Below are 20,250 nucleotides of genomic sequence, written 5' to 3' on the forward strand. Positions count from 1 at the left end.
CAATGTCCGACGACGTTGATCTCTTTATCATCGGCGGCGGAGTGAACGGTGCTGGCATTGCCCGCGACGCCGCGGGGCGGGGCCTGTCTGTGGTGCTTTGTGAAAAGGATGATCTGGCTGCAGGAACTTCCTCACGCTCCGGCAAATTGGTGCATGGTGGTCTACGCTATCTGGAGTATTACGAGTTTCGTCTCGTACGCGAAGCTCTGATCGAACGAGAGGTTCTGCTCAATGCGGCGCCGCATATTATCTGGCCTATGCGGTTTGTTTTGCCACACAGCCCCACAGATCGGCCAGCGTGGTTGGTCCGTCTTGGCTTGTTTCTTTACGATAACCTCGGTGGACGAAAACGCTTGCCCGGTACGAGGAGCTTGAACCTGAAACGCGACCCCGAAGGCGCATCTGTTAAAGACGACTATTCCAAAGGGTTCGAATATTCAGACTGCTGGGTTGATGACGCACGCTTGGTCGTTTTGAACGCCGTCGATGCATACGAGAGCGGAGCGGAGGTTCTGACCCGCACAAGCTGCACCACTTTGCATCAACAAGACGGCAGTTGGATTGCAACGGTGGAGGACACGAAATCCGGGCAAACGCGAAAAATTCGGGCCAAGGCTGTCGTCAACGCGGCTGGCCCCTGGGTAAATGACGTGATCGGGCGCGTGGCCGGTTCCAACTCAAGCCGGTCTGTGAAGCTTGTCAAAGGTAGCCACATCATTGTTACGAAGTTCTGGGAGGGACAACATGCCTACCTTGTTCAGAACCACGACAAACGCGTCATCTTCATCAACCCCTACGAAGGGGATAAGGCCCTGATCGGCACGACCGACATCGCGTATGAGGGTGACCCGAATGATGTCACCGTGGATCAAAGTGAAATTACCTATCTGATCGATGCCGTGAACCGTTACTTCAAAAACCCGATAAGGCCTAGTGATGTCATCGAGTCCTTTTCTGGCGTGCGTCCTCTCTTTGACGATGGCAACGGCAACCCGAGTGCGGTGACCCGAGATTATGTGCTGGACTTAGATCGGTCTCGAGGAGCACCTCTGTTGAATATCTTCGGTGGCAAAATCACCACTTACCGCAAGCTCGCCGAACACGCGGTGAATGATTTGAAAACGATCTTTCCAGAAATGGGCGACGACTGGACCGCCACCAAACCTTTGCCCGGTGGTGATATACCAAATGCAGATTTCGAAACGTTTTTGGGAGAGCTGCAAGATCAAAACCCGTGGTTGCCGAGGGATCTAGCGAGACATTATGCACGACTTTACGGCACACGGGCGGCGCAAATCATCAATGGTGCCTCCGAGATGAAACATCTCGGTACACAATTCGCGGATCTGCTTTACGAGGCCGAGTTAGCCTATCTGGTCGAGAATGAATGGGCCGTTTGCACCGAAGACGTCTTAAAGCGCCGCACGAAACACGGGCTGACAGTCAGCCCATCGCAAGTATCCAAGATCGACGATTGGTTCAAAAATGGCACCGCGTAAATTAATGGATCCAGCCTCTCAGGATTTTGAAGACCTCAAAAAGCTGTCCGCAGAGTTCGGCCAGAACGCTCTACACATTCAGGGTGCCGGTGGCAATGCATCGATCAAAGATGATGATAAGATGTGGATCAAGGCTTCCGGGACAATGCTCGCTGATGCGCTAATAGGCGACGTGTTCGTTCCCGTCGATCTCGCCCGGATGAAGGTTTCGGTTACCACTGATCAACCTGACGCTGACACACCAGCTGCCTTCCTGATACCAGGTGCATCGGAATTGCGCCCGTCCATCGAAACCAGCCTGCATGCGGTCTTTTCTCAACGTTTCGTCCTTCATACACACTGTATCCACACCATTGCACACGCTGTTCAATCCAACGCAGAAGATCTGTTGACCGCCCGTCTGCGCGACTTCAAATGGGCCTTCGTTTCTTACGCAAAACCCGGCGCCAATCTTGCGCGTTCGGTCTTGGAAGTACTCACGCCCGACATCAATGTCATTGTTCTTGGCAATCACGGGCTTATCGTCGCCGGAGACTCCATTGACGAAGTGCGCGACCTGCAAAATGCGGTGCACACTGCGCTTAACCTGCCCGAAACGAAACTGCGTGGCGAAGACCCCGAAGCCCTCATGGCGCTGGTAGATGACGGATCTTATAGCCTTCCCGATGACCCGATGCTGCATCAAATCGCCTTGTCAGATCACCGGGTCGCACAGGTTACGGCAGGCAGTCTTTACCCAGACCATGTGATTTTTTGTGGTATTGCCGTCATGGCCCTACCCCCCGAAGAAACAACGCAAAGCATTGAAAATAAACCGATTTGCCTTCTCGTCCCTGACGCTGGACTGTTACTGCGCAAAGACGCTAGTTTGGGCGCGAAAACGATGCTGCGCTGCCTTGTCGACGTAATTATGCGCCTGCCCGAGAACGCCAAGTTGACTTATCTGACGCCAGAGCAAAACTTCGAACTACTCAACTGGGACGCAGAGAAATACCGTCAGGCCTTCAATGTCGAATGACATTTTCATAGGCATTGATCTTGGCACTTCCGGCGCGCGCGCTATCGCGATTAACGCAGACAGGGAGGTCATAGCAGAAGCAAAATCGAGCCTCGCTGATCATGGAGCGGATCATCGAGACCCGGCGATATGGCGCGCGGCGGCAGATACTGCTTTGTCGCGAGTGACTAAATCTATCGAGCGACGTAAGGTCAAAGCCATCGCGATTGACGGCACCTCGGGCACCATGCTGCCCATTGATGCAGGTGGCACTCCGCTTGCACAGGCTCGGATGTATAACGACCCTTGCGATGACTCTGAAATCCTCGACAAGATTGCACGAATGGCTCCGTTAAAAAGTGCGGCGCACGGTGCCACCAGTGGTGCTGCGAAAGCCCTCTTGTTTCAAGCAAACGCCCCGAACGCGCACAAGATAGTGCATCAGGCAGATTGGCTTGCGGGTCAGTTTTGCGGCACCTACGTTTCAGACGATAACAATGCGCTCAAAACTGGTTACGACTCTGTTGCCGGAAAATGGCCTGATTGGATGGAAGAGGTGGGGATCGATCGACGCCTTTTGCCTAATGTCAACGAACCTGGCACGCTCATTGCAGCAATCTGGCCGCATGTTGCAACTCAATTCGACCTTCCCGCATCCACGCAGATTGTTTCCGGTACAACAGATGGATGCGCTGCCTTTCTCGCGACCGGTGCGTCACAGCCCGGAGATGGTGTCACATCGATTGGGACGACTCTTATCCTTAAGATCATTTCCGACAAACCAATCTTTGACCCGGCCAGCGGCATATATAGTCACAGGCTTCTTGGCAATTGGTTGGCTGGCGGAGCATCGAACACAGGTGGCGGCGTGCTCCTTGATCACTTTTCTCAGGGCGAAATCGCATCGCTGTCGCAGCAAATCGATCCAACGACACAACTCGGCCTCGACTATTATCCGCTTAGCAAAGCGGGCGAGCGGTTCCCCGTTTCTGACCCTGAGTTGCAACCCAAACTTTCTCCTCGACCAGATAGCGATGTCGACTTTCTAAAGGCCATGTTCGAAGGGATCGCTGAAGTCGAAAAACGCGCCTATGAAAAACTCCAGGCGCTGGGCACGCCGCCGTTAAACACCATCCGCACCGTAGGCGGGGCAGCCAAGAACGAAAGCCTTACCAAAATTCGGGAGAATTGCCTGGAACTTCAAAGCAGCATTCCAGAACATGTTCAAGCCGCCTATGGCGCGGCTCTTCTGGCGAAACATGGTGGACAAAAATGAGCCTTGCGATAGAACCGCTTGGCCCGCTGATCGATCGCTACGATGCGTTCCTTATCGACCAATTCGGCGTCTTGATCGACGGTGAAGCTGCCTATCCCGGCGCGGTTGACGCGCTCGCCCAGATCGCGCAACGCGACAAATCCGTCGTCATCTTGTCCAACTCGGGAAAGCGCGCCGAACTCAATTGCCATCGCGTGGTGTCCTTTGGTTTTGACAGAAACCATTTCAAAACGGTCGTCACGTCCGGCGAGATTGCGTATCAGGCCATCAAAAACGCGCTTGGTCACGGGATTAGCGCGAACGCGCGTGTCATGACACTGTGCCGACAAGGCGACACATCCCCGATTGCAGATCTTGGTCTGGAAGAAACCGATGATCCAAAATTGGCTGATATGCTTCTGATCGTGAGCCGTGACCTTAAATGGTCTCGCGATGACTACTCGGAGTTACTTACACAATTTGTGTCAACGGGTGGCCAATGCTTCTGTCTCAATCCTGACCTGAATATGCTGACCCCGGATGGCATTGCTTTCAGCGCTGGCGCTATTGCCGAGCTCTTTGAAGAATTGGGTGGACGCGTTGTTTGGTACGGCAAACCCTATTTGGGCATTTATGAAACCGCGCTCGCGCTCGTCGAGAATGTTCCCAAAGCCAGGATCTTGTGCATTGGGGACAGCATTCACCATGATATCCTCGGTGGCCATGGAGCAGGCCTCGCGACGGCGCTCGTGCGCCAAGGCGTCCATGGCGGTCTTTCAGACGACGCAACTTCTTCAATTCTTACGAGTTTAGGAGTGTTCCCGACGCATGCTCTCAGATCACTGTCAATGAGTTAGAAACGACTTGTCACAGGGATCGGCATGGCGACGCCGACCCTCAAGCAGCACCAAGTCGACGTTGTTGCGGACGCGATCGAAGAAGCAAATACCCTGAAAGCCATCAGAGCAAAGCGCTAGTGACGGCTTCAAAAGCCGAACTAAGAGCAACAGAAACTGGCGTTTGAACTTTCGGCCCTACCGATCCACCAATACCTGAACTGATACATTGTTCATCGGGCCTCTGCCATTTAGTGCCGCAGCCCCCGCTCAGCATGCGCCTCCTGACTGTCTAGCTGTCCCTCAATCTCTCTGCGGCGGCTTTCGCTAAGGTCAAGCTCTGCTGCAAGGTCTCGTCCAGCGTCTTGTAGTTCGCCTCGTTGTTCAGCAATCCGTTCAAGGCCTTCATGGATGCGGCTTGTGAACGAATGAGCAAGGTCACGCAGTCTTTCAAGCCAGCCAGTTCCTTCTCGATCCTGCCGGTCGAGCGTGTCTCCAAGGCGGTCAAATCCTTCGCGGAGGCCTCTGAGGCCATCACCAACCGCTCGACGCAGGCGAGCAAGTCGCGTTCCAAGGCTGTGAGTTGGGTCATCTAGTCCTCCTCGATCCGAATGCAGGTCACGCTCTGGCCGCCCATCGTGCAGGTGCGCAGGCGTGTCTTCGACGGGTCCAGGATCAGCCACGTCCCCTCGGGTCGCTCGATCCGCGTCAGGCCCATCTCCGTCAGCTCCGAGCGTGTCAGATGCAACGTCCAGAAGTAGCTCGCGGCCATCATTGAGGCGATCCCCGTCAGCACCACCCCCGCGATCAGCCAGGGCGAGATCCTCAGCCAAAGGCGGATCGATCTCAGCCGTGTCTCGAAGATGCTCGCCGTCTCGGTCTGAAAGCGGCGCGTATCGCTCGCGATGGTATGCTGCGCGGCGCCCGCAATGTTCTTCAAATCGATCCTGAAGCTCTTGAGCTGGGATGAGATCGAGGCGACGTGTTCGGCCCGGATCGTGTCGAGCTCCGCGTTCAGTTTCTCGCTCAACCGGGTCGGCTTGCCAGTCTTCATGGAAAATCTCTCCTTTCAGCCGCCAGCGCTCGCCGGTCTCGGGATCGCGGGCGGTGATGTAGGCCTTGCCGGTGCGCGGCAGGTCAAAGCCTGCGTCGGTGAGGGCTTCGATCATAGTCTCGCGGTCGGTGATGAGACCCATATCGATCTGGTCCTGTATCCAGGCGTGCAGCTCGTCCCGTCCTTGGGCGCGGGTTGGGGCCTCAATAGTGTCGCGGACCTCCTGGGCGCGCTCTACATCCATCGGATCGGCCCAGCCATGATGTTGGTTCATCACGTCCCGCAGGCTGTCATAGGCGTCTTGGTAGCCCGGTGGGGCGATGTTCAGGCTCTTACCCGTCGTCAGTTCCAGGCGCGGCGTGCAGAAGTGAAGCTCGACCCGGCCTTCGTGGCGATGGCAGACCCAGAGCATCTCATATTGCTCGGGGTCCAGCCCCGCGAAGGCCAGCCGCTCGAAATGGTCCATGACCTCGGCCTGCTGATCCTCGGTCGGATCGTCGCTGTCGGCAAAGCTGATCACGCCCGCGCGGTAGGTCCACTGGTGGCGGCTTGCGTCGATCAGGGCTTCGGTGCGCTCGGGGTTGCCACGCAGGACCTCGGGCAGTGGGTCGCGGGTGACACTCACGGGCTGGCCGTCGGCATCGCGGATCAGGTCGCGGTTGCCGTCATAGGCCAGGACGCGTTCGGCCACGAGGTAGCCGACCGGACCCGCGCCCGCGTCTTTGCCGTTGCGGAAGAATTTGATCAGCATCGGCGCGCCGCCTCGATGATCTGGGCAAGCTGGCGTTCGATGGTCAGCAGGCGACGGGCAACGGAGAACGCATCGAGATCGACACGGCCCGCCAGCATCGCGCGGTTCAGCCAGCGAGCGATCTGGTTGAGGTTGCCGCCATAGCGCGAAACGGCCAGCACCAAGGCGGGATCGACGCACGGCAGTTTACGCCGTCGCTTTGGCTCCGTGCCGGTGGCGAGCTGGCGAAGGAACGCGGACATAGACAGGTCGCGATCTTTGGCAGACTGCCGGATCAGCGCCTTCTCTGCAGCCGAGCAATAGAAGAATACCGCTTCTGGCTTTGCTGCTGCACCTGCCGTCGTGGCAGGTTGGTTGGGGTTCGAAGGGGAGGCTTGCCGCCCCTCGCAAGGTCCCGGTTCAGAGGTCGCAGACCTAGAACTGGGTCGCCTTGCTGTTTCCCTATCTGCTGGTGCGATTTTGTTCATGATCTTAGCCCAGCGGCTTGGACTTGGGCCTCTGTCACCAGTTCGGACGCCAGCAACGCAGAGACTTGAGATGGCGTGATGTGTTGGCACATCGGATGGCTATCGCTGATCCAGCAGGCAAGCCGTGCATGGTGATCAGCGGCCACAACCTCAGCTTCCTTTCGCTTGGCGTGGATCTCCTCAATGTACCCCTGCCAGCGCCGCGTCTGAAACCAGTTGTCGGAAAAACAAACTCTCGAACGGGTGAAGCCTGCACTTTCGGTCGCATAGGCTTGGACGGCCAGCAACATCTCTGCTGCTGCAATCCCTTCGTTCACGGCCCCTTCAATCTGGGTAAGGCAAGCTTGTTTGTCACGAAGACGATCCGATGGATAGGCAGCCAAGATCTTCTCAGCCTCTAAGTCATCCGCATCCTCGCGCTTGCGCGATTGTGGTTTAGGGATAGTTTTAGGATTGTTTGGGGTCCGGTGTGGTCCGGGTACCGGGTCCACCATGGGCTGGGTTCCGGGTCCAGTCTGGACGGGGTCCACAGTGAACCCGGTCTCTAAGTCTGGTTCTCGGGTAAGTTCGAGAAGCATAACTTTGGCCAGTATCAGGCGGTAGACGATGGTGTGACCGTTCTTGCATCTCTTCTTTTGACCCGTCTCGATCAAGATACCTTCATCTAAGAAATCTTTGATTGTCCGCTTCACGGTACTTGCGCCAAGCTCGGTATGGCGCTGGATCGTGCCCTTGGAACACCAGATGCCTGAGCCGTCGTCGCTCGCTTTGTCCGCCAAGAACATGATGATCTGTTTGCGTGGGGCACTACCGAACTTGCGTTCGGAGCATTCCTTGGCCACGCGCCAACTCATTTGAAGGCCTCAAAAGCGACAAAGGCCCACAAATTTTGTACAGCTTTTGTACAGGAATTTGGTGATTTCAGCCGACATCGACCTGCATCGCCGCGCAAGTTTCTGCAAGCGTCTGCACAAAGCCCTGTAAATAAGCCATATTTTATAGGTGTTTTTGGTGACCCCGGCAGGATTCGAACCTGCAACCTGCCCCTTAGGAGGGGGCTGCTCTATCCAGTTGAGCCACGGGGCCATTGTTCTTCGGTTTAGAATATGTCGACCATCTTGTCATCGGATTAAACGGGAAACACAGCACATGCTTGATAGGCGGTGTTCACCTGCGCTACGAAGAGGTAGCAAATATAGGGAAACTATTGTGACAAGACCCAAGCAACGCCCGTTAACTCTCAGAGATGTATCAGAAGCTTGCGGGGTGTCCGAAATGACGGTGAGCCGGGTTTTGCGCAACCGGGGCGATGTATCGACCGCAACGCGAGAACGGGTGCTGAAGGCCGCCAAAAGCCTTGGGTATGTGCCGAACCAAATCGCCGGATCGTTGGCGTCACAACGTGTGAACCTTGTGGCCGTTATCATCCCATCTTTGTCAAACATGGTCTTCCCAGAAGTGTTGACCGGAATTAATCAAGCTTTCGAAAAAACGCCGTTGCAGCCCGTGGTTGGTGTCACAGATTACTTGCCGGAAAAAGAAGAGCAGGTGCTCTACGAAATGCTGTCCTGGCGCCCATCAGGCGTTATCATAGCAGGTCTGGAACACTCGGATTCGACTCGTGCCATGTTACAAAATGCCGGTATCCCAGTGGTTTAGATCATGGATACCGACGGTAACCCCGTGGACGCAATGGCGGGTATTTCGCATCGCCGCGCGGGTCGTATGATGGCAGCGGCCATCCTCAAAGAGGGTTACACGCGTATCGGTTTCATGGGCACAAAAATGCCGCTGGATCACCGCGCACGCAAGCGGTTCGAGGGGTTGACCGAAGGGTTGACCAAAGCGGGCATCGAAATTGAAGCAAGGGATTTTTACTCGGGAGGGTCGGCTCTGGCAAAAGGGCGTGAAATGACGCAGTCCATGTTGGAACGCGCGCCTGACCTGGATTTCCTGTACTATTCCAATGATATGATCGGTGCTGGCGGATTGCTTTACCTGCTGGACCAAGGCATCGACATCCCTGGGCAGATTGGACTTGCCGGATTCAACGGTGTGGAATTGCTGCAAGGCCTGCCTCGCAAGCTCGCAACTATGGACGCATGCCGATCCGAGATTGGTACTGCTGCGGCAAAAATTATCCTGGAACGCAGCGCTCTGCCGGAAGACGCAGAGCCAGATGAGCCGGCGCGCATTACACTGACGCCCAAGATTTCCTACGGAGACACGTTGCGCCGTACCCAGCACGGATGAACGCGCTTACTCTCGATAATAGGGCCGCGCGGCGGCTGTTCCTTGATCGGCACGCGCTTAGCGAAACCCCTCAAGGAGAGGCGCGCGGATCTGCATTGCTCAATCTGATCGAGCGTCTTGGCTTTGTGCAACTCGACAGCATTAATACCGTTGCCCGTGCACATGATCTGATCCTGTTTTCTCGCCGACCGCGCTATCGACCCAAGGCGCTGAAAAATTTGTATGAAAAGGATCGCGCTCTTTTTGAACATTGGACCCATGATGCGGCCGTTATCCCAATGGCTTTTTACCGATGGTGGCATCTGCGACGGGAGCGCGATGCTGAAAAGCTCAAAGCGCAGTGGCGCAATGGCCGTCGTGATGGTTTTGAAGGGCAGTTTCAAAAAGTCCTCGACCAGATCCGAGAACAGGGCCCTCTATGCTCCTCTGATGTCGGAGCCGGTGAAAAACGCGGATCCGGCGGTTGGTGGGACTGGCATCCGTCAAAAACCGCATTGGAATACCTGTGGCGTAGCGGAGCGCTTTGCGTTGTCGGACGCGATGGATTTCGCAAACGCTATGACCTTACGGAACGTGTGATTGATGCGGCACTTTGCAACTTGGAGCACACGGCGGAGCACACGGCAAACACCATCGACTGGTGTTGCGCCGGAGCGCTTGATCGTCTCGGGTTTGCTACGCCGACCGAACTTGCCGCCTTTTGGGACCATATCTCCATCGCTGAAGCCAAAGCATGGTGCGCCGCTGAGGCTGCGGCTGGCCGGTTGCAACCTATCCGAATTGAATGCATGGGCGGCGCTTTGCGCGACTGTTTTGCCCGTCCGGATATTGCTGGGGATGCCGCCCTGGACACGCCTCCCACATCACGATTGCGCCTTCTCAGCCCATTTGACCCCGCACTTAGGGACAGAAAGCGTGCAGAGCGGCTTTTCGGATTTGACTACCGGATCGAGGTTTTCGTGCCGGAAGAAAAACGTCGCTATGGCTACTATGTTTTTCCCATTCTGGAAGGTGACCGACTGGTGGGACGCGTCGATATGAAGGCATTTCGCGATAGGGATACCTTACACATTCGGGCTCTATGGCCAGAGCGCAGTGTGCGATGGGGCAAAGGGCGCATTGCGGCATTTGAAACGGAAGTATCAAGAGTGCAAAAGCTGGCAAGTGTCAGCGAAATATCTTTTGAAGACGGTTGGCTCCGCGATCCCTAATAGGTCGTGGCCGCGCGCGCTGCCTGATCATATTGTCCCGACATCAGACGCAAGAGCGATGCCGCCCGGCTCACCTGATCCGGTTCCAAGCCCAGTTCCCCCACAGCACGCAAGAGAAGTCCCTCGCGAATTTCGCGGTATCGCACGCAGGTCTCCGCGCCCTTTTGAGTTGCAGCTACGGTTTTTTCCTTGCCTTGCCGACCGTCCATAACCAACCCGGCCTTGATCAGCTTTTTGATGGCATAATTGACGGTGTGCGTATCCTCCACATTGAGAACAAGACAGATGTCGGCAAGTTTCTTGGGTCGCTCGCGATGGTAAACCGAGTGCAGGACTAGCACTTCCAGCGCGCCCAACTCTGGATAGCCCGCCATTGCAATCGCACGCACCATCCACCTTTGGAATGCGTTGTTGGCCAAGGTGAGGCCGTATTCCAATTCGGATATCTCAGCAAAAGACCCACTTGCAAGATGAGCGGAGGAGACAACGGGGCCAAGAAATCGATCTGTCATGGGTTTAGATTGCCATTTGCTGACAATTTGTCAACAACTTGTTGACGTATTGTAAAAGTTGGGCAGTATTGACGTTAGGGAATCACTTAAGTGCGTATTCACAAGGTCCAACTGCGCCTGAGACCTGGTTCCACAACAAACACAAAGTTCCGCGGGCGCCAGATTCGCGACAAAAACAAAAGACCACAACAACGGAGAGACCAATGAAAAAGACACATACTTATTTGGCCAGCGCTGCTGCGATTGCACTCGCTGCAGGCGCAGCAGTCCCGGCCTTCGCGGCGGAAAAATGGGACATGCCGATGGCCTATTCGGCATCGAATTTCCATTCCGAGAACGGCGTGGCTTTTGCGGAATGCGTGGGTGCCGGCACCAATGGCGAGATTACAATCGAAGTGCATCCGGGTGGGTCCCTGTTTGCGGGCGCTGACATCAAACGCGCGATTCAAACCGGTCAAGTTCAGATTGGCGAACGTCTGTTGTCGGGTCACCAGAACGAAAGCGCCGTGTTCGGTTTTGACAGCATCCCCTTCCTTGCGCCTTCCTTCGAGGCGAGCGATAAGCTTTATGAGGCGGCCAAACCCAAGATCGAAGCACTGTTGGATGAGCAGAACCTCGAGCTTCTTTATGCCGTGCCTTGGCCACCGCAGGGGCTGTATTTCAAGAAAGAAGTGAACAGCGTGGCCGACATGGCGGGCGTAAAGTTCAGATCTTATAACAACACAACCAGCCGTCTGGCGGAACTTACCGGGATGTTGCCTGTAACCGTTGAAGCGGCAGAGATCAGCCAAGCCTTTGCTACGGGCGTTGCTGAATCGATGGTGTCTTCGGGGGCCACCGGGTACGACCGCAAAGTGTGGGAAAGCCTCACGCATTTCTATGAGGTCGACGCCTGGCTGCCGCGCAACTACGTTATGGTCAACCAGGATGTTTGGGCCGATGTGTCCGAGGCAAACCAAACAGCCATCCGGGCCTGCGCCGAAGAAGCAGCTGCGCGCGGATTGGAAGCTTCCAAAGCTTACACGCAATTTACCATGGACGGACTTGCAGCGGGCGGTATGACTGTGCAACCCGCTGGCGATGCTTTGATGGGAGAATTGCGCGAAATAGGAGCCACAATGACCGCGGAATGGTTGGAAGCCGCAGGTGATGAAGGTGCTGCTCTCGTCGACGATTTCAAGGCAATGCAATAATCTCATATCGGCGGCCTCGGTCCTGGGGCCGCCTTTTTCCTTTCATCTATGGTTGAGGTGACGTTGTGGCTGCGATCCGCAAGACGCTCGATTTCCTGTATTTGCTTGCTGGCATAGCAGCTGCGGTATGTTTGGTTGCCATTCTGGTTTTGATCGTCGCCCAGATGGTCGCCCGCTGGACCGGTGAAATCTTCCCAGGCGCGCCGAACTACGCAGGTTACGCCATGGCAGCCGCAAGCTTTCTGGCCTTCGCCAATGCCTTGAACAAAGGCGCACATATCCGTGTATCGATCCTACTGAATGCTGTTCCTGCAGGTATGAAACGTGCCTTGGAAATCTGGTGTTTCACTCTGGGTGCCGCCGTCGCGTGGTACTTTACTTACTACGCCTATTGGTTTGTCTACTGGTCTTGGAAATTCAACGAGGTCAGCCAGGGTCAGGATGCTATTCACCTTTGGATCCCGCAATCGGTGATGGTGATCGGCGGCGGCCTGATGGCAATCGCGTTGACCGACAATCTGTTTCACGTTGTTTTCAAGGGTGACCACCGGATCAGCCGCGACACCGTCGACGACACGTTCGAGGTGTGAAGAAATGACCGAACTCTACGCAATAATTCTCTTTCTCGTCGTTCTCTTTCTACTCCTGGGCACCGGCGTCTGGGTCGGTTTGGCCCTTATGGGTGTGGCCTGGGTGGGCATGGAGCTTTTCACCACAAGACCCGTCGGTGACACCATGGTCACGACCATCTGGGCCTCATCCAGCAGTTGGACGTTGACAGCGCTGCCTCTCTTCATCTGGATGGGCGAAATTCTGTATCGCACGCGATTGTCCGAAGACATGTTCAAAGGCCTGTCGCCGTGGCTGGCTCGTCTTCCGGGCGGTCTGGTGCATACCAACATCGTGGCTTGCACCGTTTTCGCCGCGGTCTCCGGATCTTCCGCTGCCACCCTGACCACTGTGGGCAAGATGTCGATCCCGGAATTGCGCAGCAGGAATTACCCCGAAAAAATGGTGATTGGCACCTTGGCCGGTGCGGCGACGCTTGGCCTGATGATCCCGCCGTCGCTGGCTCTGATCGTCTATGGCGTCACTGTGAACGAATCCATCACCAAATTGTTCTTCGCAGGTGTTTTTCCGGGGCTCATCCTGGCAGGCATGTTCATGGCCTATGTGGCCATCGTTTCTTTTACCTCAAAGGACTGGCAGCCGACCATTGAGACCGGCATGAGCTTTGCCCAGAAAATTCAGAATTCCCGCTTTCTGGCCCCCGTTTTTGCCTTGATCACGGTTGTGATCGGATCGATGTATCTGGGCTATGCGACCGCGACTGAAGCCGCAGCCATTGGCGTCATTGGTGCCCTGTTGCTGGCGCTGTTCCAAGGCTCTCTTACACCAATATCTTTCCGCGAAAGCCTGATGGGTGCCATGCGCACCTCGGCGATGATTGCCCTGATCCTTGCGGGTGCGGCCTTCTTGAAACTCTCCATGGGCTTCACGGGCCTACCCCGTGCACTGGCAGATGGCATTGCCGCCATGGAGCTCAGCCGGTTTCAATTGCTCATGGCGTTGCTGGTCTTCTATATCGTGCTCGGCATGTTTCTGGACGGTATCTCCTCGGTAGTGCTGACCATGGCCGTGGTGGAACCGATGGTGCGCGAGGCTGGCATTGACCTCATTTGGTTTGGCATCTTCGTGGTCGTCGTTGTTGAAATGGCGCAGATTACACCGCCCATAGGATTCAACCTCTTTGTGCTGCAAGGCATGACCAACCATGAAATGGGGTACATCACCAAGGCTGCGTTGCCGATGTTCCTGATCATGGTCCTGATGGTTTTCGTGCTAATCTGGTTCCCGGACATCGCCACATGGCTGCCGGATAACCTGCGACAAACCCCGAGCTGACGAATGTGAAACGACTGCTATGGATGATTTCGGACAATGCGCGAGCCTGTCTGGTTGCAGGTCTTCTGGCGGGCCTTGGGCTGCCTGCGCTGGCGGCATCAATGCAACCATGGCTGCCGCAGATGGTAGCCGGGCTGCTGACAATCACCGCATTGCGCATTGGCCACCGGGCAGCAATGGGTGCGGTATCGGATCTGCGCTGGGGCTTGGGGTCGGTAGCCGTATTACAGGTGATCGTGCCAGTTGCCCTGTTCTGCGTCTGCTGGGTTCTCGGATTATCGGGAACCACAGTCACCATGGCAATTGTCCTCGCCACGGCGGCTCCAGCCATCACCGGATCGCCCAATCTGGCATTGTTGCTTGGTCAGAACGCGGGGCGCATGATGCAAGTCATGGTCTTGGGAACAGCAACCTTTCCGGTGACCGTAATCCCAATACTATGGTTGATGCCCCAATTGGGAACGCCCGCCGCCATCACCGGAGCGGCGCTGACCCTTTTGGCAGTTATCACGATCGCAACGCTTGTCGGGTTTGGGTTGCGCGCCATTTGCCTGCCGCATCCCAGCGACGCCGAAGTCAAAGCCCTGGATGGGCTATCGGTACTGGCCTTTTCGGCTATCGTGATCGGGTTGATGGCCGCGCTGAACCCGGCACTGCGCAGCGAACCGGGCAATGTGGCACTCTGGGTGCTCCTGGCGTTCGCAATCAGTTTCGGCATGCAGGTGATCGTGTTCCTGACCCTTCGCAGCTCGCGTCTCAGGCATGTGGCCGGGCCCCTGGCCATTGGCGCGGGCAACCGCAACATCGCGCTGTTTTTGGTTGCATTGCCACCCAATGTGATAGCGCCTTTGATGGTCTTTGTCGGATGCTGGCAATTGCCGATGTATCTGACACCTCTATTGCTCCGTTGGCTCTACCTGAAGCGGGTATGACATGACCGGCGCTCCGTTCATCCGCACCGTTGGCCTTTCAGGTTTGCTGGTCAGCTTCGGCACCGAAATGAGCGAAGCGGCTAACCGGGCTGCCCTGGCGTTCCGGGTGGCGCTGGAGGACGAACAATGGCCGGAGGTCAGCGAAACCATGATGTCGCTGGTGTCAGTTTTTGTTGCGGTAGATTTGGTGGAGACCCCAACCAACGGCATCGAAGAAAAGCTCCGCGGCTTGCTTGACACGCAAGACTGGTACGTCGCACCGTTGCCAGCCGGTCGCACCCTTTGGCACGTGCCCACCGTCTACGGCACTGATCTTGCGCCGCAACTGGAAGAAGCCGCAGAGGTTGCGGGCCTCGATCCTGACATGGCCATCCGCGAACTTTCCGCCGCCCGCGTTCGGGTGCTGACCTTGGGTTTTGCACCCGGTCAACCTTACTTGGGTGAATTGGATGCGGTCTGGAACATCCCGCGCCAGCAAAACCTGACCAAGAGCGTGCCGTCTGGTGCTCTGGTGGCCGCCATTCGGCAATTGATCGTTTTTACTGCGCCAACACCCACGGGCTGGCGTCACGTGGGGCAAACTGCCTTCCGAAATTTTGTCTTGGATTCGCTTGAACCCTTTGCCTTGTCTCCGGGGGATGAAATGACATTCCCGGCAATCGACCGCGTTGCTTTCGACAAGATCGCGCCAGATGATCGGTTTGGTGGGGCAACACGTGAGATGTTGCCATGAGCGAACATCTTAAAATTTTGTCAGCGGGTCCTTCCATGAGCCTGCAGGACCTGGGCCGCCAAGGCTATCTGGCCTACGGCCTGACCATCGGAGGCGCGGCTGACAGGATGGCCCTGCATGAGGGGGCGGCGCTCCTCGGGCAATCCGGCAATTGCGCGGCCATCGAAATGGTTGGCATGGGCGGCACATTCGAGCCGACAAAAGACACATGCATAGCGCTAACAGGGGCACCTATGTCGGCTACTCTCGATGGTGCGCCCTTGCTTTGGCACGCCAGTCACAAGCTGCCCGCAGGCGCAAAGCTAGTGATCGGCGGCGCACGCGCGGGGAACTATGGCTACCTGCACATCGCTGGCGGTTTTGACACGCCGATCCACATGGGCGCACGCGCCAGCCATCTGAACGCTCAGATTGGCGCTTTCTTGCAAAGCGGGGACACGGTCGCGTTCCAGAGGGAAATTCCTGCGCGCAGCGGATACTTCCTTTCTCCTGACGACCGATTTAATGGGGGCACTGTCCGCATCATTACGTCTTTCCAATCAACGCATTTCTCGCAAGAGACACGCGATCGGTTTGCCAAGACTGAATTCACCAGGGATCCGCGCGGCAATCGGCAGGGCGTGCGCATGGCCACGAAAGCGCCCGGCTTTTTTGCGGAAGGTGGGCTGAGCATTGTCTCTGAAGTGATCACCACAGGCGACATACAAGTGGCCGGTGACGGCGCGCCCTATGTTTTGATGTGCGAAAGTCAGACCACCGGAGGCTACCCCCGAATTGGCACCGTGATCCCTTCAGATTTGCCCAAAGTCGCGCAAGCTCCCGTTGGGGCGCCGATCCGCTTTGAGTTTATTTCTCAAGAGAATGCGATTGAATTGGAAAAACGGGCGCGCACCGAGACAAAAGCACTTCCGTCACGCGCGCAGCCCATGGTGCGGGATCCGCAGGACATAGCGGATATGCTGAGCTATCAACTGATCAGCGGCGCAGTGTCCGCGACCGCAGACCCTTTTGCGTCCTAGAGGAGACCAAACATGATCCGCGTAGACCTGAATGCCGATATGGGCGAGAGCTTTGGTCCCTGGAAAATGGGGGATGATGCCGCGTTGCTGACCACGGTAACATCGGCCAACATCGCCTGCGGCGCCCATGCGGGTGACCCGGATGTGATGGCCAAGACCATGACTTTGGCCCTCGAAAACGGCGTCGGAATAGGAGCGCACCCAGGGTTTTCGGACCTGCAGGGATTTGGTCGTCAGCGCATGAGTGTACCCCGCGCCAGCTTGCAGAATTCCATTCGGTTTCAGGTGGCCGCATCTGTGGGAATGGCAAAATCGTTGGGCGGTAAAGTACGTCACGTTAAAATACACGGGGCTTTGGCGAACATGTCGTCCGAGGATGAGAAACTGGCGAGCGACATCTATGAAGCAGCATTGTCCGTTGATCCAGAATTGATCGTCACGGTGCTTTGCGCCACGGCGCAGGAGACTGCCGTACGCGAATTAGGCTGCGCTTATGCAGGCGAAATCTTTGCGGATCGCGCCTATAATGATGACGCGACACTCGTGGACCGTAGCCTACCCGGGGCCGTCATCCACGACCCGGAAGTCGCCGGAAAACGTATGGTCGAGATGGTTCAAGCCGGTGCGATCATCACTGAATCCGGCAAGCAGATCAAAACCGACATCGACACCATTTGTCTGCATGGAGACACGCCTAATGCTGTGCAAATTGCAGGCTCAGTGCGCGGTACACTCGAAGCATCGGGAATTGAAGTCCGCACTTTCGAAGGCCGCCGCGCGTAGTCCGGTAAAGGCTAAGGTGTGGTTGTTTTCTGTTTCAGGAAAGCAATGAGATCCAGTCGATCTTCCGCTTTGGTAATCCGCTGCATCGGCATCTTCGAGCCCGGTATGTAATTGTCCGGCCCCAGTTCAAACAACAGATCTATGGTCTCATCTGACCAGACGATGTCCGACCTCTCCAGTGTCTGGGAGTAAAGATACCCATCCACTGCCCCCGCCGCACGACCGAAAAGCCCGTGCAATGTCGGACCGGCGCGGCGTTGCCCGTCAGGACCCAAAGCGTGACAGATTGAGCATTTGCGTTGAAACTGCCGCTCGCCGTTCGACATCTCTTCGGGCGCTTTCAAGAAACTGCGGTCCGTATCTGCCATCTGCGGCGATGTACCGAGGGTTTTGACAGGCCAGCTGTACATTGCATCATCAAGCCCGCCCGCGTGGATATTCTGCCCATCCGATGAAAACGTCAGCGCCCAAATCGGCCCGGACAGCGTCGCGCGGAAGTCGTTTGAAATGCGCCATTCATCGGTGTCGATCAACATGATGTAGCCCTGTGCATCGCCAACCGCGATGCGCGCCGCCTTTGGATGATAGGCCATGGCCAAAATGGGGCGACGGTCGGCGGTAAAATCACGGAGGGGAGCGCCATCTGGCAACCGTGCCAGTCGCGTTGCGCCATCCACAGCGCCATAGGCAATCCATGCGTCATCTGCGCTTACCGCCAACGTGTTGATGCCGAATCCATGATTGACCAATAAGCGCAAGGGCGCACCTGACTGAGCGTCCCAGACCCGCAGCGTGCCATCCGCGGACGCGCTGTAGAGTTCGGAGCCATCCGTGGAAAAAGCCACATCATTCACAATGTTTGCATGCCCTGTGACTTCGACCGGTGGCGAGGCTCCGTCAAGCGACCAAATGCGCAACGTCCTATCCCAGCTTGCCGAAGCGACCCTTTGTCCGTCGGGCGACAAGGCCAAACGAATGATCTTGGCCGTATGGGAGCCTACAACCCGCGATTGTTTGGTTTTCGCATCCCAAATGCGCAACGTGAAATCATCGCCAGCCGAGACAACACGGCCACCATCAAGGGAGACAACCGCATTCACGGCGGCAGTGTGACCTTCGAGCCATTGCGGTACGCCGTCGCGCCAAACCCCCACGGAATTGTCAAAGCTGGCCGTGAGTATGACCCCGTCAGACCCTGTCGCGATGCCTTTGATCGGGCCACCATGGCCCTTCAATGTGAAGAACTCCTGAGCGGAGACGCTCGCGGACGCAAAAAGCGGAAGACAGAGGCACATCAAAAGTTGCGTCAGTTTTTCAAACGAAAAGCTCTTCGTTTTAAGCGACGATTGCCTCATGCGCCCTCCCAATGCATTTCGGACAGAGACGCGTATGGTCGCTCCGCCATCCCAATGCATTAAGTCTTACAAAACACTGGCGATTTGGTCCATTGCTTGATGTCCATTGGGACATGGCGCGCGAGGCAGCGCTTAACCGGCGTTCATGCAGTTGGTTTGACCGGTGGCATTTGAACTTGGCGGGTCGCGCACACGCTTTCTACACCGATGGGAAAATTCTTTTGTACATCACAATGAATAAAAGCGGCCAACAGCGTGTTCTCTTGATGCGGTCGACAATAGGGCCGTCGTATTTATCAGGAGGAAACTATGTTTCAAAGACTAATACAGGTGTTGGTCGTCGTTTGCATCTCGGGTTTCGCGAAATTCGCTTTTGCAGATGGTCACGCAACCACATCATGGACGCTCGACGGCGCCTCTTCAAAGATTGCCTTTGGATCCATTAAGAAAGATACCGTGGGGGAAGTGCATTCTTTTCAGAATGTAACCGGGCATGTCTTGCCGGACGGATCCACAACTGTGGAGATTGCCCTTGGGTCGGTCGAGACCAACATCGACATCCGCAATGAGCGCATGGTCGCGCATCTATTCAAAAATGCACCAACGGCTACGCTAAGCGCACAGATTGACATGGATGCACTCACAAGCATGTCTGTCGGTGGTACTGCCGTTGTTGATGTTGAGGGGGTTTTGTCCTTTGTCGGGGCAGAATTGGACATTGAGCTTGAAATGTTTGTCGCACGTCTTTCAGAAACTTCGGTGCTGATCACAAGTAATGGCATGCTTTTTGTAGGCGCCGAAGACATAGGAATTGATGCAGGTATAACCAAGCTGATGGAACTAGCCGATTTGCCCGGCATTACGCGTACAACGCCGGTAACTTTGCGCTTTGTTTTCAAAGCAGATCAACAGAAAGCGGAGGCGGCGCCAGGCGCCCCTGTGACACAAGCATCACTCGAGATCGCGGGTGATGCAGTTGCTGGTAAAAAGGTCTTTCGCAAATGCAAAGCATGTCACAGTGTCAAAACAGGCAAAAATGGCGCGGGACCTACTTTGCATGCCATCATGGGACGTGCCGCCGGAACTGTCGAAGGTTTCAAATATTCTGAGGCGATGAAAAGCTCCGGCGTGGTCTGGACAGCGAAGACAATGTCCGCGTTCCTGACAAAGCCCAAGGACTATCTGACGGGAACATCCATGGCCTTTGCAGGCTTGAAGAGGGAAGAAGACATTACAAGCGTTATTGCGTATTTGCTTGAAGCAACTTTGGACTAAAAAAATTATGAATCTGCATGAAACCACTTGTACTCCCTTTATCGCAAGCCTAAAACCGCCAGACGTTGATTGTCGCGGGATGGAGCAGCCCGGTAGCTCGTCAGGCTCATAACCTGAAGGTCGTAGGTTCAAATCCTACTCCCGCAACCAACGATCCCTGCGATAGCAGGTTGTCTAGCGCCTCGGCCTCCGAAAGGAAGTCGGGGTTTTTCTTTCCTGC

Annotated in this window: 18 protein-coding genes, 2 tRNA genes and 1 pseudogene; 15 read left to right on the forward strand and 6 right to left on the reverse strand. The window is 56.0% G+C overall.

Annotated elements, in window-relative coordinates:
• Positions 1–2: 2 nt before the first annotated feature.
• The 4 genes from AB8B75_RS20575 to AB8B75_RS20590 are packed head-to-tail and all read left to right on the forward strand — an operon-like array spanning position 3 to position 4,608.
• On the forward strand, positions 3–1,499 hold the full coding sequence (locus AB8B75_RS20575) for a glycerol-3-phosphate dehydrogenase (RefSeq protein ID WP_405364854.1): 1,497 nt from the start codon (positions 3–5) through the stop codon (positions 1,497–1,499).
• Positions 1,486–2,517: a class II aldolase/adducin family protein gene (locus tag AB8B75_RS20580; protein WP_405364856.1), complete on the forward strand. Its 1,032-nt coding sequence runs from the start codon at positions 1,486–1,488 to the stop codon at positions 2,515–2,517. The genes AB8B75_RS20575 and AB8B75_RS20580 overlap by 14 nt, the downstream gene beginning before the upstream one ends.
• Complete coding sequence (locus tag AB8B75_RS20585; protein ID WP_405364858.1) at positions 2,507–3,772, forward strand: FGGY-family carbohydrate kinase; 1,266 nt, start codon at positions 2,507–2,509, stop codon at positions 3,770–3,772. The genes AB8B75_RS20580 and AB8B75_RS20585 overlap by 11 nt, the downstream gene beginning before the upstream one ends.
• Positions 3,769–4,608, forward strand: a complete 840-nt coding sequence (locus AB8B75_RS20590; protein ID WP_405364860.1) for a TIGR01459 family HAD-type hydrolase — start codon at positions 3,769–3,771, stop codon at positions 4,606–4,608. Before AB8B75_RS20585 ends, AB8B75_RS20590 begins: the two co-directional genes overlap by 4 nt.
• A gap of 230 nt (positions 4,609–4,838) precedes the next feature.
• Here AB8B75_RS20590 and AB8B75_RS20595 read toward each other — a convergent pair whose 3' ends face one another.
• The 4 genes from AB8B75_RS20595 to AB8B75_RS20610 all read right to left on the reverse strand — a co-directional run bounded on the left by AB8B75_RS20595 (position 4,839) and on the right by AB8B75_RS20610 (position 7,945).
• Positions 4,839–6,392: a mobilization relaxase gene (locus AB8B75_RS20595; protein WP_405364862.1), complete on the reverse strand. Its 1,554-nt coding sequence runs from the start codon at positions 6,390–6,392 to the stop codon at positions 4,839–4,841.
• Complete coding sequence (locus AB8B75_RS20600) at positions 6,386–6,859, reverse strand: plasmid mobilization protein (protein ID WP_405364864.1); 474 nt, start codon at positions 6,857–6,859, stop codon at positions 6,386–6,388. The genes AB8B75_RS20595 and AB8B75_RS20600 overlap by 7 nt, the downstream gene beginning before the upstream one ends.
• Entirely contained in the window at positions 6,856–7,713 is an 858-nt protein-coding gene (locus AB8B75_RS20605; protein WP_405364866.1) for a hypothetical protein, read from the reverse strand. The genes AB8B75_RS20600 and AB8B75_RS20605 overlap by 4 nt, the downstream gene beginning before the upstream one ends.
• A gap of 155 nt (positions 7,714–7,868) precedes the next feature.
• Positions 7,869–7,945 (reverse strand) — tRNA-Arg (locus tag AB8B75_RS20610).
• Positions 7,946–8,008: 63 nt separating this feature from the next.
• Here AB8B75_RS20610 and AB8B75_RS20615 point away from each other — a divergent pair.
• A pseudogene (locus AB8B75_RS20615) lies at positions 8,009–9,112 on the forward strand (LacI family DNA-binding transcriptional regulator).
• Positions 9,109–10,323 carry a winged helix-turn-helix domain-containing protein gene (locus AB8B75_RS20620; RefSeq protein WP_405364868.1) on the forward strand — a complete coding sequence of 405 codons (1,215 nt, stop codon included), beginning with the start codon at positions 9,109–9,111 and terminating at the stop codon, positions 10,321–10,323. The pseudogene AB8B75_RS20615 and the gene AB8B75_RS20620 overlap by 4 nt, the downstream one beginning before the upstream one ends.
• On the opposite strand, the gene AB8B75_RS20625 is transcribed toward AB8B75_RS20620, so the two are convergent.
• Positions 10,320–10,835 carry a winged helix DNA-binding protein gene (locus AB8B75_RS20625; RefSeq protein WP_405364870.1) on the reverse strand — a complete coding sequence of 172 codons (516 nt, stop codon included), beginning with the start codon at positions 10,833–10,835 and terminating at the stop codon, positions 10,320–10,322. The two genes, AB8B75_RS20620 and AB8B75_RS20625, sit on opposite strands and share 4 nt — an antisense overlap.
• A 203-nt stretch (positions 10,836–11,038) precedes the next feature.
• Here AB8B75_RS20625 and AB8B75_RS20630 point away from each other — a divergent pair, with 203 nt between their 5' ends.
• The 7 genes from AB8B75_RS20630 to AB8B75_RS20660 all read left to right on the forward strand — a co-directional run bounded on the left by AB8B75_RS20630 (position 11,039) and on the right by AB8B75_RS20660 (position 17,400).
• Positions 11,039–12,028: a TRAP transporter substrate-binding protein gene (locus AB8B75_RS20630; protein WP_405364872.1), complete on the forward strand. Its 990-nt coding sequence runs from the start codon at positions 11,039–11,041 to the stop codon at positions 12,026–12,028.
• A 65-nt stretch (positions 12,029–12,093) separates the two neighbouring features.
• Positions 12,094–12,618 carry a TRAP transporter small permease gene (locus tag AB8B75_RS20635; protein WP_405364874.1) on the forward strand — a complete coding sequence of 175 codons (525 nt, stop codon included), beginning with the start codon at positions 12,094–12,096 and terminating at the stop codon, positions 12,616–12,618.
• 4 nt (positions 12,619–12,622) lie between these two features.
• On the forward strand, positions 12,623–13,933 hold the full coding sequence (locus tag AB8B75_RS20640; RefSeq protein ID WP_405364875.1) for a TRAP transporter large permease: 1,311 nt from the start codon (positions 12,623–12,625) through the stop codon (positions 13,931–13,933).
• Positions 13,934–13,938: 5 nt separating this feature from the next.
• On the forward strand, positions 13,939–14,865 hold the full coding sequence (locus AB8B75_RS20645) for a hypothetical protein (RefSeq protein WP_405364877.1): 927 nt from the start codon (positions 13,939–13,941) through the stop codon (positions 14,863–14,865).
• 1 nt (position 14,866) lies between these two features.
• On the forward strand, positions 14,867–15,598 hold the full coding sequence (locus AB8B75_RS20650) for an allophanate hydrolase subunit 1 (protein ID WP_405364879.1): 732 nt from the start codon (positions 14,867–14,869) through the stop codon (positions 15,596–15,598).
• Positions 15,595–16,617 (forward strand): biotin-dependent carboxyltransferase family protein, encoded by a 1,023-nt coding sequence (locus AB8B75_RS20655; protein WP_405364881.1) that lies wholly within the window; start codon positions 15,595–15,597, stop codon positions 16,615–16,617. Before AB8B75_RS20650 ends, AB8B75_RS20655 begins: the two co-directional genes overlap by 4 nt.
• A 12-nt stretch (positions 16,618–16,629) precedes the next feature.
• The gene (locus AB8B75_RS20660) at positions 16,630–17,400 is read left to right on the forward strand and encodes a LamB/YcsF family protein (RefSeq protein ID WP_405364883.1); all 771 of its coding nucleotides are present in this window, start codon (positions 16,630–16,632) and stop codon (positions 17,398–17,400) included.
• An 11-nt stretch (positions 17,401–17,411) separates the two neighbouring features.
• On the opposite strand, the gene AB8B75_RS20665 is transcribed toward AB8B75_RS20660, so the two are convergent.
• Positions 17,412–18,755 carry a c-type cytochrome gene (locus AB8B75_RS20665; RefSeq protein ID WP_405364885.1) on the reverse strand — a complete coding sequence of 448 codons (1,344 nt, stop codon included), beginning with the start codon at positions 18,753–18,755 and terminating at the stop codon, positions 17,412–17,414.
• A 309-nt stretch (positions 18,756–19,064) separates the two neighbouring features.
• Here AB8B75_RS20665 and AB8B75_RS20670 point away from each other — a divergent pair, with 309 nt between their 5' ends.
• Both AB8B75_RS20670 and AB8B75_RS20675 read left to right on the forward strand, forming a co-directional pair.
• Entirely contained in the window at positions 19,065–20,030 is a 966-nt protein-coding gene (locus tag AB8B75_RS20670; protein ID WP_405364887.1) for a c-type cytochrome, read from the forward strand.
• A gap of 73 nt (positions 20,031–20,103) precedes the next feature.
• A tRNA-Met gene (locus AB8B75_RS20675) sits at positions 20,104–20,180 on the forward strand.
• Positions 20,181–20,250 lie beyond the last annotated feature (70 nt).

The sequence above is a fragment of the Roseobacter sp. genome (genome assembly GCF_045106495.1).
In the GTDB taxonomy this organism is placed as follows: Bacteria; Pseudomonadota; Alphaproteobacteria; order Rhodobacterales; family Rhodobacteraceae; genus Roseobacter.

Coding starts and splice junctions, on each gene's coding strand:
- AB8B75_RS20575 (WP_405364854.1), top strand. CDS start 3: ATGTCCGACGACGTTGATCTCTTTATCATCGGCGGCGGAGTGAACGGT.
- AB8B75_RS20580 (WP_405364856.1), top strand. CDS start 1,486: ATGGCACCGCGTAAATTAATGGATCCAGCCTCTCAGGATTTTGAAGAC.
- AB8B75_RS20660 (WP_405364883.1), top strand. CDS start 16,630: ATGATCCGCGTAGACCTGAATGCCGATATGGGCGAGAGCTTTGGTCCC.
- AB8B75_RS20650 (WP_405364879.1), top strand. CDS start 14,867: ATGACCGGCGCTCCGTTCATCCGCACCGTTGGCCTTTCAGGTTTGCTG.
- AB8B75_RS20655 (WP_405364881.1), top strand. CDS start 15,595: ATGAGCGAACATCTTAAAATTTTGTCAGCGGGTCCTTCCATGAGCCTG.
- AB8B75_RS20595 (WP_405364862.1), bottom strand. CDS start 6,392: ATGCTGATCAAATTCTTCCGCAACGGCAAAGACGCGGGCGCGGGTCCG.
- AB8B75_RS20630 (WP_405364872.1), top strand. CDS start 11,039: ATGAAAAAGACACATACTTATTTGGCCAGCGCTGCTGCGATTGCACTC.
- AB8B75_RS20585 (WP_405364858.1), top strand. CDS start 2,507: ATGTCGAATGACATTTTCATAGGCATTGATCTTGGCACTTCCGGCGCG.
- AB8B75_RS20605 (WP_405364866.1), bottom strand. CDS start 7,713: ATGAGTTGGCGCGTGGCCAAGGAATGCTCCGAACGCAAGTTCGGTAGT.
- AB8B75_RS20625 (WP_405364870.1), bottom strand. CDS start 10,835: ATGACAGATCGATTTCTTGGCCCCGTTGTCTCCTCCGCTCATCTTGCA.
- AB8B75_RS20670 (WP_405364887.1), top strand. CDS start 19,065: ATGTTTCAAAGACTAATACAGGTGTTGGTCGTCGTTTGCATCTCGGGT.
- AB8B75_RS20620 (WP_405364868.1), top strand. CDS start 9,109: ATGAACGCGCTTACTCTCGATAATAGGGCCGCGCGGCGGCTGTTCCTT.
- AB8B75_RS20600 (WP_405364864.1), bottom strand. CDS start 6,859: ATGAACAAAATCGCACCAGCAGATAGGGAAACAGCAAGGCGACCCAGT.
- AB8B75_RS20640 (WP_405364875.1), top strand. CDS start 12,623: ATGACCGAACTCTACGCAATAATTCTCTTTCTCGTCGTTCTCTTTCTA.
- AB8B75_RS20665 (WP_405364885.1), bottom strand. CDS start 18,755: ATGAGGCAATCGTCGCTTAAAACGAAGAGCTTTTCGTTTGAAAAACTG.
- AB8B75_RS20590 (WP_405364860.1), top strand. CDS start 3,769: ATGAGCCTTGCGATAGAACCGCTTGGCCCGCTGATCGATCGCTACGAT.